General features: G+C 70.2%; 10 protein-coding genes. 1 reads left to right on the plus strand and 9 read right to left on the minus strand.

The genetic code is table 11. The features are described from left to right. Nucleotides 1–25 precede the first annotated feature (25 nt). Genes VEA80_RS19620 through proB form a run of 6 tightly spaced genes read right to left on the minus strand, consistent with a single transcriptional unit; the run spans nt 26 to nt 5,108 of the window. Nucleotides 26–1,168, minus strand: coding sequence for a murein hydrolase activator EnvC family protein (locus tag VEA80_RS19620; protein ID WP_325062491.1), 1,143 nt, complete (start codon nt 1,166–1,168; stop codon nt 26–28). 26 nt (nt 1,169–1,194) lie between these two features. Next, nucleotides 1,195–1,665, minus strand: coding sequence for a 23S rRNA (pseudouridine(1915)-N(3))-methyltransferase RlmH (rlmH, locus tag VEA80_RS19625; RefSeq protein WP_325062492.1), 471 nt, complete (start codon nt 1,663–1,665; stop codon nt 1,195–1,197). 3 nt (nt 1,666–1,668) lie between these two features. After that, nucleotides 1,669–2,082: a ribosome silencing factor gene (rsfS, locus tag VEA80_RS19630; protein WP_325062493.1), complete on the minus strand. Its 414-nt coding sequence runs from the start codon at nt 2,080–2,082 to the stop codon at nt 1,669–1,671. A 52-nt stretch (nt 2,083–2,134) separates the two neighbouring features. Next, nucleotides 2,135–2,686, minus strand: coding sequence for a nicotinate-nucleotide adenylyltransferase (locus VEA80_RS19635; protein WP_325062494.1), 552 nt, complete (start codon nt 2,684–2,686; stop codon nt 2,135–2,137). Beyond that, nucleotides 2,683–3,954 (minus strand): glutamate-5-semialdehyde dehydrogenase, encoded by a 1,272-nt coding sequence (locus VEA80_RS19640; RefSeq protein ID WP_325062495.1) that lies wholly within the window; start codon nt 3,952–3,954, stop codon nt 2,683–2,685. The genes VEA80_RS19635 and VEA80_RS19640 overlap by 4 nt, the downstream gene beginning before the upstream one ends. Nucleotides 3,955–3,995: 41 nt before the next feature. Further along, entirely contained in the window at nt 3,996–5,108 is a 1,113-nt protein-coding gene (gene proB, locus VEA80_RS19645) for a glutamate 5-kinase (protein WP_325062496.1), read from the minus strand. 82 nt (nt 5,109–5,190) lie between these two features. Between proB and VEA80_RS19650 the strand changes: the two genes are divergently transcribed. Beyond that, nucleotides 5,191–5,637 carry a TerB family tellurite resistance protein gene (locus tag VEA80_RS19650; RefSeq protein WP_325062497.1) on the plus strand — a complete coding sequence of 149 codons (447 nt, stop codon included), beginning with the start codon at nt 5,191–5,193 and terminating at the stop codon, nt 5,635–5,637. Here the strand turns inward: VEA80_RS19650 and obgE are convergent. From obgE to VEA80_RS19665, 3 genes are all read right to left on the minus strand, one after another. After that, on the minus strand, nt 5,634–6,674 hold the full coding sequence (obgE, locus tag VEA80_RS19655; protein WP_325062498.1) for a GTPase ObgE: 1,041 nt from the start codon (nt 6,672–6,674) through the stop codon (nt 5,634–5,636). The genes VEA80_RS19650 and obgE overlap by 4 nt on opposite strands. An 85-nt stretch (nt 6,675–6,759) precedes the next feature. Continuing rightward, entirely contained in the window at nt 6,760–10,857 is a 4,098-nt protein-coding gene (locus VEA80_RS19660) for a translocation/assembly module TamB domain-containing protein (RefSeq protein ID WP_325062499.1), read from the minus strand. Further along, the gene (locus tag VEA80_RS19665; RefSeq protein ID WP_325062500.1) at nt 10,857–12,617 is read right to left on the minus strand and encodes an autotransporter assembly complex protein TamA; all 1,761 of its coding nucleotides are present in this window, start codon (nt 12,615–12,617) and stop codon (nt 10,857–10,859) included. Before VEA80_RS19665 ends, VEA80_RS19660 begins: the two co-directional genes overlap by 1 nt. Between the last annotated feature and the right edge of the window lie 24 nt (nt 12,618–12,641).

The raw sequence follows: 12,641 nt of genomic DNA on the forward strand, positions 1-12,641 counted from the left end.
CAGGCGGATCCCGCCCGACCAGGCCTCAACCAGCTCTGGCGCTACTTGCGGCGGTCAACCCCCGCCCGTTCAGCCAGCGCCCAGGATCGACCGCTCGTCCATCCCTGCGCACTTCAACATACAATTCCGGCGCCGACGTGTCCGAGACTGCCATTTCGCCCACAGGCTGTCCGGCGCGAACGTTCTCGCCGACCCGGGCGCTGATCGTATCCAGGCCAGTGAGAACGAGAGCGTAACCCCCATCGAAGTTAAGGATCAAGACTTGGCCGTAGCTTCTAAACGGTCCGGCATAGGTCACTTCGCCTGCGGCAGGCGAAATCACCTGCGCGCCGGCGCGCGTGCGTAGCGCGACGCCCTGGGAAGGCGAGCCGGCGCCTGTCTGCGCGCCGAACCCGCGCACGACGCTGCCCTCGGCCGGGACGAGCCATGAAGCCGGGATTACGGAGGCGCCGCCCGTGCTTGGGGTGCGGCGGCGTGCGGTAGCGGAAGCGCGCTGGGCCAAGTCGCGCAGGCTTCGCGCTTCGGCGGCGAAAGCGCGGGCGCGCCGCTCGGCGGCGGCGGCGTCGTTGGCGAGCTGCGCCTGGGCGGCGCGGCGGCGCGCGGCGAGGCTGACGAGTTCAGCCCGCTCGGCGTCGATGGCGGCATGGGCGTCGGCCAGGATGCGTTGTTCTTCGGTGATCGCCAGTTCCAGACGGCGGGCTTCAGCCAAGGTTTGGCCGCTGGCGCGTTCGCGCGCGGCGAAGCTCGGGGCCATGGCGCGCGCGGCGATGCCGGCGCGGACCGAGCGCGGCTCTGCGCGGCGGCTGGCGAAGGCGGCGCCGATCAGAGCGCGCTCGAACCCGTCCTGCGCTTCGGCGCGGCTGGCCGAGGACGCGGCGATTTCTCTCTGCAGTTGCGCCAGCCGTTCTTCAGCGGCGCTGGCGGCGGCTTCCGCTTCGGCGCGGCGGCGGCCGGAGTCGACCAAGCGGGCGTCGAGTTCGCGCACTTCGCGGCGCGCGGCGGCGGCCTCCGCGCGCAGCCGCTCGGCGCGCTGGGTCTCGCTGCGGCGGTCGCGTTCAGCTTGCGTGGCGGTGCGCGTCGTCTGCGCGTCAGCGCTTGTGATCAGGAGCGCAAGCGCCCCTGCCGCGCACGCGACGAGGGCGCGGACGCTTCGTGCGTCTCGAGCCATCAACCATACCCATCACCCGAGATCTGCTAGTCCCGGTGATAGGGAGTACCGCACAATATCGTCACGGCGCGGTAAACCTGCTCGGAAATCATCACCCGCACGAGCCGGTGCGGCCAGGTTTGGCGGCCAAAAGCCAGCTTTTCGTCAGCGTTATCCTTAATGCTTTGCGAAACGCCGTCGGCGCCGCCGATCCAGAACGTCGCGCACGGCACGCCGTCGTCGCGCCAGCGCGCGAGCTTCTCCGCCAGCTGACGCGAACTCCACTCGGCGCCGCGCTCGTCGAGCAGGATTTTGCGCGCATCATCCGGCGTGGCGCGATAAAGCGCGCTGGCTTCGGCGCGCGGATCGCCCGGCGGCTTACCCTCCACCTCGGTGAGTTCGACCGCCTTGAAGCCGAGCTGTTTTCCCGCCGCGGCGGCGCGCGCGACATAGTCGGCGCTCAGCGCAGCTTCCGGCCCGTCGCGCAGACGGCCGACCACTGCGATCTGGATGCGCAAAGCTTAGCTCGGCAGCGGCGTCGTGTGCCCGCCGGACCAGATCTTCTCGATGTTGTAGAAAGCGCGGACTTCCGGGCGGAAGAGGTGGATCACCACGTCGCCCGCGTCCACCAGCACCCAGTCCGCTTGCGGCAGCCCTTCGACGCGCACGTCCTTCACGCCGGCGTCCTTCAGCTTGCGCAGCACGTGGTCCGCGAGCGCGCCCACGTGGCGCGCCGAGCGGCCGGAGGCCACGATCAGCATGTCGGCGAAAGAGGATCTGCCGCGGATGTCGATGGAGACGATCTCCTCGGCCTTGTCGTCCTCGAGCGAGGTGAGCACGACTTGCGTCGCCGCTTCGACGTCGATCCCCGGCGCAGGCCGGTTCGGATCGCGTTCTGGCTTTCCGGCTTCGATCGCGGCCGGCGCGCGCTTCATTTCAGGCGACAGGTGCTGGGTTCCTTCTGTGACCCTGGAACAGTCAACGCTATCACTTCCGGCCGGGTTTCGCCAACTTGGCAGCCCGGGCCTTGCGCAGAGCCGTAGAAGATTGGGGATTATGGCGCGCATTCAAGTGCCGCCAGGCCTTGGGCGCGGCCATACGCTCGCTCGGCTTGGCGCCTGGGCGCGTCACCACCGCGACCGGCACAGCGTCGGCGACTTCGCGCCATTTCCGCCATTTGCGGAAGTTGGCGAGGTTGTCGGCGCCCATGATCAGCGTGAAACGCACGCCTGGATAGAGCCGTTTCAGCTTGCGGATCGTCTGGTAGGTGAATGCGCAGCCGAAGCGCTGTTCGAAATCCGTCACCAGCATGCGCGCGCCGCGCGCCTGTGTTTGCGCCGATTTCATCCGCGCGGCGAACGCGCTCGATTTCGGCTTCAGCGGATTTTGCGGCGACACCAGCCACCAGACGCGGTCGAGGTCGAGCCGCTTCAGCGCCGTCTCCGCGACATGAAGATGGCCCTCGTGCGCGGGATCGAAGCTGCCGCCGAACAGGCCGATCTTCATGCCGGGATAAGCGAGGGGGAGGCCGCGCCTCACGGCCTGATCTGCCCGTTGCCGCGTACGACGTATTTGAAGGTCGTCAGCTGTTCGGCGCCGACGGGGCCGCGCGCGTGCAGGCGGCCGGTGGCGATGCCGATCTCGCCGCCGAAACCGAATTCGCCGCCGTCGGCGAATTGGGTCGAGGCGTTATGCAGCACGATGGCGCTGTCGACGTCGCGCAGGAATTTCTCGGCCGCCGCTTTGTCCTCGGTGACGATCGCGTCGGTGTGCTGGGAGCCGTAGAGGCCGATGACGGCGATGGCTTCGTCGATATCGGCGACGGTGCGGATGGCGATGATCGGCGCGAGATATTCGGCGCTCCAATCTTCGCTGGTCGCGCGCTTCATGCGATAGACGCGCTGCGCCTCCGGTCCGCCGCGCAGCTCGCAGCCGCGTTCTTCAAGCGCCTTCGCGATCGGCGGCAGCATCGTCTCCAACACGGCGCGGTCGATCAGCAGCTTTTCGGTGGCGCCGCACACCGAAACGCGCCGCATCTTGGCGTTGACGACGATGTCGACCGCTTTCCGCACATCGGCGGCGGCGTGCACATAGGTGTGGTTGACGCCTTCGAGGTGAGCGAAGACGGGGATGCGCGCCTCCGCCTGCACCCGCGCCACCAGCGATTTGCCGCCGCGCGGCACGATCACGTCGATGGCGCCGCCGAGGCCTTGCAGCATCATGCCGACTGCGGCGCGGTCGGTGCTCTGCACGATCTGAATGGCGTCTTCGGCGAGCTGCGCCTGCCCCAACGCCTGCTGCAGCGCGCCGCCGATCGCGCGCACGCTCCCGGCGCTGTCGCTGCCGCCGCGGAGAATGATGGCGTTTCCAGCGCGCAAGGCGAGCGCCGCTGCGTCCGCCGCGACATTGGGCCGGCTCTCGAAAATCATGCCGATTACGCCGATGGGCGTGCGCACGCGGGCGATGCGCAGACCATTCGGCCGCGTCCATTCTTCCATCGTGGCGCCGACCGGATCGGGCAGCGCCGCTATCGTCTCGATCCCGGCGGCTATCGAGTCGAGCCGCGCCTCATCCAGCATCAGGCGATCGATGAAGCTTTCCGCCGGGTCGCGCTGGCGCGCCGCGGCGACATCGCGCGTATTGGCGTCGAGAATGTCGGCCTGACGCGCGCGGAGCTGCGCCGCCATCTCCCGCAGCGCCGCGCTGCGTTGCTCGCTGCTCGCTGCGGCGACCGCACGCGCGGCTTTGCGGGCGCTCTGTCCCAGCGCGCGCATTTCGTCGAACAGGAGAGAAGCGCCGTCTTCCACGTGCACACAATATGGCCGCAAGCCTGCGTCCGCGCCATGGCCTAGCTCAACACCAGGTCGTCGGCGTGCACCAAGGCCGCGCCGGCGGCGTAGCCCAGGGTCGCCGCGATCGCATCGGACCGCTGGCCCTTGATGCGCTGCGCCTCCGTCGCGTCGTAGCGGGCGAGGCCGCGGCCGATCTCGGCGCCCGCGGCGCTCACGATACGCACCGCATCGCCTTTCTCGAACGTCCCTTCGACGCGCGTGACGCCCGCCGGCAGCAGGCTCTTGCCCGCGCGCAGCGCCGCCGCTGCGCCATCGTCGATGGTGAGCGCGCCCTGCGGCGCGAGATGGCCGGCGATCCAAGCCTTGTACGCGGCCTGCGGCGAGGCGTGCGGCAAGAACCACGTCGCCCGCGCGCCCTCGCGCAGCCGCGCCAGCGGGTTCATCTCCGCGCCCTTGGTGATCGCGACGGCGCAGCCGGCGCGGGTCGCGATCTTCGCCGCTTCGATCTTGGTGCGCATGCCGCCGGAGCCGACGCCGGCTGCCGTGTTGACGCCGCCCGCCATCGCCTCGATACGCGCATCGATGTCGCGCACTTCCGGCACGAACGGCGCCGAAGCGTCGACGCGCGGATCGCGTTCGTAGAGGCCGTCGATGTCCGACAGCAGCACCAACGCATCCGCCGAAATCATTTGCGCCGCGCGTGCGGCGAGCCGGTCGTTGTCGCCGTATCGGATCTCGGCGGTCGCCACGGTGTCGTTCTCGTTGATGATCGGCACGGCGCCGAGCTCCAGCAACGTCTCCAACGTCGCACGTGCGTTGAGCCAGCGCCGGCGCCGCTCCGTATCGTCAGGCGTCAGCAGCGCCTGCGCCACGGGAATGTGGTGCCGCGCGAACGCTTCTTCGTACGCCGCCAGCAGCCGCGCCTGCCCAGCCGCCGCAGCCGCTTGCTTCTCTTCCAGCCGCAGCGTGCGCGAAAGGCCGAGCACGCCGCGTCCGAGCGCAATCGCCCCGGACGAGACGATCATCACCCGTTGTCCGCCCACGCGCGCCGCCGCCACATCGTCCGCCAGCGCCGCCAGCCACGCTCGCGCCGGCTGGCCCTCGCGCGCCAGCAATGCGGAGCCGATCTTCACAACGATGCGCTTGGCATGGTCGAGAGGGGACGCCATGCGTCATTCTTATGCGCGCGGCGGCTGCGGCGATAGGGTTGCCGGGGTTGCTCGCGCTGATCTGCGGGTTTAGGTCGGCTGCATGTTAGCCGATCTCCTTCGCCGTCTCTCCGGCCGCGCCGGTGAGGATGGCCCGCTGCCCGCCGACGATCAGCGCATCGCGGTCGCGGCGCTTCTCGTCATCGCCGCGCACGCCGACCATGATTATGCGGAAGCCGAGCGGGCGCAGATCGAGCGCGTTCTCGCCGCGCGCTACGGCTTGAGCGCCGAGGCGGCGGCCAAGCTGCGCGCCGAAGGCGAAGCGGCCGAGCACGCTTCCGTCGATCTCTACCGCTTCACCTCGGTGGTGAAGGCCGGCATCCCGCACGAAGAGCGCGCCTCGGTGATCGAAGCGATGTGGCGCGTGGTGCTGTCCGACGCCGAACGGGAGCAGCACGAGGAGGCGCTGATGCGCCGCGTCACCGATCTGCTCGGGCTCGATCCGCGTGAGAGCGTCGAAGCGCGGCGGCGGGCTCAGGCTTCGCTTTAAGGCGCCCAGTCGCTTTCCGGCTGCGCTTCCTGCGTCTCGGAGAGGCGCCGCGCGCGCAGCATGGCGGCGATCTCGTTGACGAGATCGCGCACGCCAGCGCCGGACACGCCGGAGACGAGCCGCACGTCCTTGCCGATCGTGTCGACCAGCGTGGCGCGCTTTTGCTCCGCTTCGTCCGGCGTCATCGCGTCGATCTTGTTGAGTGCGACGATCTCGGGCTTTTCGTCGAGCCCGGCGCCGTAAGCTTCGATCTCGTTGCGCACGGTGCGGTAGGCTTCCTCGGGATTCTCGCTCGTGCCGTCGATCAGGTGCACCAGCGCGACGCAGCGTTCGACATGGCCGAGAAAGCGTGTGCCGAGGCCGGTCCCCTCCGCCGCGCCTTCGATCAGCCCCGGCAGGTCCGCCATCACGAAGCGTTCGCTTTCGCCGACGCTGACGACGCCGAGATGCGGATGCAAAGTCGTGAACGGATAGTCGGCGACTTTTGGCGTTGCGCTCGACACGGCTCGCAGGAACGTCGACTTGCCGGCGTTCGGCAATCCCACCAGGCCGGCGTCCGCGATAAGCTTCAGCCTGAGCCACAGCGTACGCTCTTCCCCGGGCAGGCCAGGATTGGCGTGCCGCGGCGCCTGATTCACGGATGATTTGAAGTAAGCGTTGCCGAAGCCGCCATTGCCGCCGCGCGCGATCAGGATGCGCATGCCGGGTTTGTCGAGATCGGCGATCAGCGTCTCCTTGTCCTCCTCCAGCACTTGCGTGCCGGTGGGCACGCGCAGCGTGATGCTCTCGCCGTCGGCGCCGTGGCGGTTCTGGCCCATGCCGTGGCCGCCGGTCGAAGCTTTGAAGTGCTGCTGGAAGCGGTAGTCGATCAGCGTGTTGAGGCCATCGGCGCTCTCGATCCAGACATCGCCGCCCTTGCCGCCGTCGCCGCCGTCCGGCCCGCCGAACGGAATGAACTTCTCACGTCGGAACGAGACCGCGCCCGCGCCGCCATTGCCGGAGCGCACGTAGATTTTGGTCTGGTCGAGAAATTTCATTTATTGGGCAGTAGGCAATGGGCAGTGGGCAGTAGGGAATGTGGTGCGCCTACTGCCCACTGCCTACTGCCCACTGCCTCCCAACTCAATCGCTTTCACGCCGCCACCGCAGCGAAACGCGCTGGTCGCCGTTGCCGAGGAAGCTGGTGATCAGCACCAGCCTCGGGCGGATGGTGTACTCGATCTGCGTCTGCGCTTGGCCGAGCCCGGTGCGCGCGACTTCGACGTAGACGTTGCGCGTGAGGTAAACGCCGCCGGCGACGAGGAAGCCGCCGCTCTCGTCCTGGCGCACGTTGAAGCGGTCGAGGCCCGCCGCGGCGCGCGCCGCGTCGACAATGTCGAGCCCGGCGCGGCCGGACAGCGTCGCCAGGCTCGCCGCCAGCTGCGCCGCTTCGAGCGCGGAAAGATCTTCCACCGAGCGGCCGAACAGCACTTGCGGTAGGATCTCATCCTCCGGCAGCCCGGGATCGCTGGTGAAGCTGATCTCGGGATCGCGCGCCGTGCCGGTGAGGCGGAGGTAGGCGGTGAGGTCGGCGGTGTCGCGTGTCGCGGTCAGATTGATCTGCGCGTCCAGCGGATCGCCGTCGAAGGAGATGGTCGCCTCGTCGATATCGAATGGTTGGCCCGAGAGCGAGATCGTGCCGCGGATCGCGCGCGCCGTGCCGTAGATCAGCGGATCGGAGGCCGTGCCGCCGAGCCGCAGATTGAGCGACCATTCGGCGTCGACGCCGCGGCCGCGCGTGAACACACGGCCCGGCGCGCTGATGCGCACGTCGAGTTCGGTGCGGGCGTTGCGGCGCGGCGCTTCGGCTTCCTCCGTCTCGTCCTCATAGCCGGGCCGGTTGATCTCGATCACTTCGATAGTCGGAATGCCGGCTTCCGGATTGGCGGCGATGTCGACCTCCGCTTCGATCACGTTGAGTTCGCCGGAGAGGGTCGACTGCAGCCCCTCCCACTCCAGCGTGAGTGCGCCGCTGGCGACGGCGCGTGCATCGGGGCGATCGGCGATGCGCATTTCCTCGACAGTGACGGCGATGCGCCCTTCGCGCGGATTGGCGCTGCCGCCTGTCGCCGTGAGCCGACCGCCGCTCGGCCCGGACGCGGTGAAGTTCTCGATCGTCACGCCGCGCTGGTCGATCGCCACCCGCGCATCGAGATCGACGAGCGTGACGCCGGTGAGCTTGTCCTCGAAGCGGCCGTCGACGATTTGGACGTAGCCGTCGCCGGCGAGATAGCCTGCGCCGAACGACAGCTCGCCTTCGCCCTCGACCTCGCCCGAAAGCTGCTGATCCTGCAGCCGCGCCGCGGCCCAAAGCGAATCCGCCGGTCCGCGCATCGACCAGGTCGCGCGGCCGCGCCGCTCCGGCGCGAGCGCAATGCGGATCGGCGCCGTGCTCGTCACCACTGGCGCATCCGCCTCGAAATGCGCGACCAAGCCGTCCGTCGATGTGGCGTCCACTGTCGCGCGCAAACGGCTCGGATCGAGATCGCCGACGATGTGCATGTTGAGCCGGCCGCGTTGGCGGCCGTGCAGGCGCGCGTCTTCGAGGGTCACGTCGGCGCTGCCGCTCAAGCCGCCCCCGGCGTTCGCCAGCGTGATGCGGCCGTCGATGCGCCCGTCGGCGCGTTCGCCCCAGATCGCCGCGAGCGGCTGGATCGGCGCGTCTTCGATTTGCGCGCTGCCGGAGAGGGCGCGGCCGCGATCCTGCCACTGCGCCATCACGGCGCCGTCGCCTACGCTCATGTCGAGCGCGGCGGTCATGGCGCCATCGGCCCAGCGGATCGTCATCGGCGCGCGGGTGGCGACAGCGGCGTCCGCCAGCGTGCCGCTGCCGTTCAGCGTGAATTGCTTGGTCTCGCCCGTCAGGTCCGCGACGCCGGCGCCGCCGAAGGCGAGCGGCGCCTCGCGCAGCCGGCCGCGCAGATCGAACTGCGCCGCTATGGCGTCGAGCGGCCCTGCCGCATGCAAGGTCGCGGCGCGCACGCGCAGCTCGCCGGCGCGCGCGTCCATGATCTGCGCGTCGAGACGCAGCACATCCGGCGTGAGCGACACATCGGCGACCAGCCGTCCGCTGGCGCCGGCGACGAGGCCGTCAATCGCGCCATTCACGTCGAGTTCGGCGCTGACGCCGCGCGCGGCGATCGTGGCCGAACCTTGCGCCTGCAGCGCCGCGAGCTGCGCATCGAGTTCAGTCAGCGTGATGACGCCGTTGGCGATGCCGACGTCGGAGGACGCCGCGAACGGCTGGCCGGACACGGCGCCCGTCACGTCGGCATGGCCGCCATAGCCTTCGCCGCGCGGCGCCAGCGTGAAGTCGACCACGGGTTGCGCCACCACGACGCCGCCGGCGGCGAAGCTCGACAACGAAGCGCGCGCCGAGAGCGTCGGCCGGGCGATGCGGCCGGTGATGCGCCCGGTGGCGTCAAGCGCGCCGTCGATGCGTGCGCCGCCAATGTCGAGCGGTCCGCGCGCGCTGGCCTCGAGATCGAGATCGGTGATGCCGCGCACGATGCGGCCGGTGGCGCCGGCGCGCAAATTCGCGCCGTCGATGCGCGCATGCGAAACGGTGATGCCGCCATTCTCGTAGGCGAAGCGGCCGTCGAACCGTGGCGCCGGCCCGAGCAATTGCGGCACGACGGCCGGCGCCCCGTCGATGCGGGCGCCGGCGCCTGTCACGGCGGTGACCCAGATGCGGCGCCCGTCGCGCTGCTCCGCGATCGCGCGATAGCCGCCGCCCGCTTCGCCGGTGAGGTCGGGCGAGATCGCCGCGAGCCGGCGCACGCGCCATTCGCCGCTGAACTCGCCGCTGCCGCCATTGACCCAGCCTTGCGCGGTGGCGGCGATGGCCTCGCCGGTAAGTTCGGTGCGATCGAGTTCGAAGCGGCTGCGGTCGCGATCGTACTCGAGGCTGGCCCGCAGCCGCGCGCCGGCGAACAAGGCCGGCGCGTTCGCGGGCGCGCGCAAGTCGCCGTTGAGCGTGAAGTTCTCGTCCGTCAGCGCCGCTTCGACGGGGCCTGTCATGCGCACGCGCCGGCCCAGCGCCTCGACTTGCTGCGCGTCGAGTGTGGCGCGGATCGCCGTCGTCCCGCGCGCGCGCCGCAGTTCGCCCTCGAGCCGCGCCGCGCCGAGTTCGAACGGCGACTCGCGGGCGATGTCGGAGAGCCGCGTCGTCGTCGCGACGAAGCGGGCGGGGCCGACGAGTTCGCGTTCGTCATCGAGCGCGCCGCGGAGATCGAGCACCGCGAACGGCGTCTCCGCATGCGCCGTGAACGCGCCGACGCGTTCGCCCGAGGCGCTTATGCCGGCGCTCGGTCCGATGCGCCGCGCCAGTGCGGCGGAGCGCGGCAGCAGATCGAGCCGCGCCTGCGCGTCGAAGGACCAGGTCTCCGCGCTCCACTGCGCCTCGCCTCGCAACAGGGCCGCGTCGCCGACGAACGCTTCGTATGTCGCCGCGCCGGTTTCTGGGCCGCCTTCGCCGACGGCGGTTGCGCGCAAGCCTTGCTCCGGCACGCCCAGCGCACGCGCGAAGATGCCGCCGGGCGCGCTCGCCGCGTCGAGATTGAGTTCGTAGTCCTCGTCGGGACGGTAGGTGGCGATCAGCCGATCCGCATCGGAATCGGTGCGCCGCAGCTCGGCGGCGAGCGCCTCCAAAGATTGATCGTCGATCTCCAGCGCCAGCGTTCCGGTGAACGTCGCGGTTTGGCCGAACACCGCCTCCTGGAGCCTGATTTCGTCGACGCGGACATCGCCGAGGAAGATGTCGAACCGCACGCCGCTCGGCGGCCTTTTCTCCAGCAGCCGCGGTTGGCGCAGCACGTCGACCAAAGCGGCGCGACCGGTGCGGAGGCGGAAGGCGCCTAACAGAATGTCCTGCGGCCGCCACTCGAGCGCGACGTCGTGCGCCTCCAGCCAGACGCCCTCTTCATCTTCGATGGCGACGTATTCTGCGCGCAAATTGCCGAGCCAGCCGCCGCTGACGCCGTCGATCTGGATGCGCCCGAGCCGCCAGACACGCTGGCCGTCGGCGAGATTGTCGACCACCCAGTGCGCCGCCGGCCCGATAGCGACGATGGCGCCGCCGGCGACCAGCACGCCGCCTGCCGCATACGCCCACCACCTGCGCCGGCGCTTGGCTTTGGTCTCGGGCGGCGGCGCGGCGGCGGGGTCGTCGGGCGCGCTCATCAGAACGCCTGCCCGATGCTGATGTAGAGCGCGTAATCGTCGGCCGCGAACTCGTCGTCGAGCGGGAGGGCGACGTCGACGCGCAACGGCGCGAAGCCGAGATCGTAGCGCGCGCCGACGCCGACGCCGATGGCGAGATCGCCGGCGTCCTGCCAATCGTCAAACGCCGCGCCGGCATCGACGAAGGCGACCGCGCCCAGCCGCGCGCCGAAGCGCCAGCGCACTTCGACCGAGCCTTCGAGCAATCCTTGCCCGCCCGGCGTCAAGCCGAGCGCGACGCGATCGAGCGGGAAGATCGAGTTATAGTCGTAGCCGCGCACCGAACCGCCGCCGCCGGCATAGAAGCGCCGGTCGGGCGGCACGTCGTCGGCGTCGCCCGCCAGCGCTTCGAGCCAGCCGCCGCGGATGCGCGCGGCGAGCGTGAGCGAATCCTCGCGGCCGAAAGATTCGTAGACCCGCCCCTCGCCGATCAGACGGACGAAGCCCAGCGTTTCATCGCCCGAGGACACCGAGGGCTCCACCCGCAGATCCACGGTCGAGCCGTCGAGCGGGTCGAGCGTGAATTCCGTGGTGTCGTGGCGCAGCGCATAGAAGCCGGAGAGCACCACCGCTTCGCTGACGGGGCCAAGCAGATCATCGTACTGGCTCGCCGTCAGCGTAACGCCATAGCTGCGTCCGAGCCGCAGGCGCGTCGAAGCGTCGACGCTGGCGTAGACCGACGCGCCCGTGCGCGTGTAGGCCGCCGGCGCTTCACGCTCGACGCCGGCGCCGACGGTGACGGTGTGGCCCAAGCCCGCCGCGTGCGGGCGCGCGAGTTCGACGCTGAAATCCTGCTGCTGCTCGGCCAAGGTCGAGCCGATGGTCAGCGCGTCGGCGCGGCCGGTGAAGTTGCGCCGCGTCCACTCGCCGACGACGCCGGGACCTTCGCTGGTCGAATAGCTGACGCCGAGTTCGTAGGCGTTGCGCCGCGCCGGCTCGATATCGAGGATCACCTCACGCACGCCGTTGGCGTTCGGTTCGCCGAGCCGCGTCGACACGCGTGAGACGGCGCCGGTCGAACTCAGATCGCGGCGCAAGCGGGCGAGCGCGTCCGGCGTGTAGATGTCGCCGGTCGCCCAGTTCTGCAGATCGTCGATGAAGCCGGGGCGGAAAACGTCGGCGGGTTCGGCGCTGAGGCCGCCGAGCCGCGCGCGCGCGCCGGCGTCGAAGCGGAAATCGGCGGCGACACTTGTGGCCGCATGATCGACGACGACGCGGCGTTCGCGCGGCGTTGCGTCCGGGTAGCCGCCGCTCTGCAGCGCCGCGAGCGCCTCGGCTTCCGCCGTGAGCACCTCGCCCGCGCGCGCCGGCGCGCCGGGCGAGACGGCGCCGATCGCACGGCGCGCCTCGGCGGCCGTTCCGCTGTCGGGCGGATCGCCGACAAATTCGATTTCCGGCGCCGTGAAACTGAAGCGTGGACCGGGCGCGATCACGAGGCGCGCCGCCGGCGGTTCCTCCGTCGCTTCCGGCGTGACGGTCGCGCCGTAATAGCCTTCCGAGCGCAGCCAAACCATCGCCCGCTCGGCCGCTTCCTCGGCGATGCGCTCGGCGTCGAACAGCGATTCCGGCGGATCGCGGTCCGGCAGCAGCTCGCGCAACGTGTCGCGCATGTCCTCATCGCCGCCGTCGATGAGGACCGGCGAATCCGCCCACGCCGCACTGGGCGCGGCAAGGCTGATCGCCGCGGCCATGGCGGCGGGAAGGACCGGAAGGAGGCGCATCGCGAGCTGTCGCCAAGCTCGCGC

Origin of the sequence: Vitreimonas sp., from assembly GCF_035627415.1 — a bacterium.
Lineage (GTDB): Bacteria > Pseudomonadota > Alphaproteobacteria > Caulobacterales > Aquidulcibacteraceae > Vitreimonas.

Bases quoted from the DNA above. Each gene is read 5' to 3' on its own strand.
- VEA80_RS19620 (WP_325062491.1), bottom strand. From the start codon at position 1,168: ATGGCTCGAGACGCACGAAGCGTCCGCGCCCTCGTCGCGTGCGCGGCA.
- rsfS (WP_325062493.1), bottom strand. From the start codon at position 2,082: ATGAAGCGCGCGCCGGCCGCGATCGAAGCCGGAAAGCCAGAACGCGAT.
- proB (WP_325062496.1), bottom strand. From the start codon at position 5,108: ATGGCGTCCCCTCTCGACCATGCCAAGCGCATCGTTGTGAAGATCGGC.
- VEA80_RS19650 (WP_325062497.1), top strand. From the start codon at position 5,191: ATGTTAGCCGATCTCCTTCGCCGTCTCTCCGGCCGCGCCGGTGAGGAT.
- obgE (WP_325062498.1), bottom strand. From the start codon at position 6,674: ATGAAATTTCTCGACCAGACCAAAATCTACGTGCGCTCCGGCAATGGC.
- VEA80_RS19660 (WP_325062499.1), bottom strand. From the start codon at position 10,857: ATGAGCGCGCCCGACGACCCCGCCGCCGCGCCGCCGCCCGAGACCAAA.
- VEA80_RS19665 (WP_325062500.1), bottom strand. From the start codon at position 12,617: ATGCGCCTCCTTCCGGTCCTTCCCGCCGCCATGGCCGCGGCGATCAGC.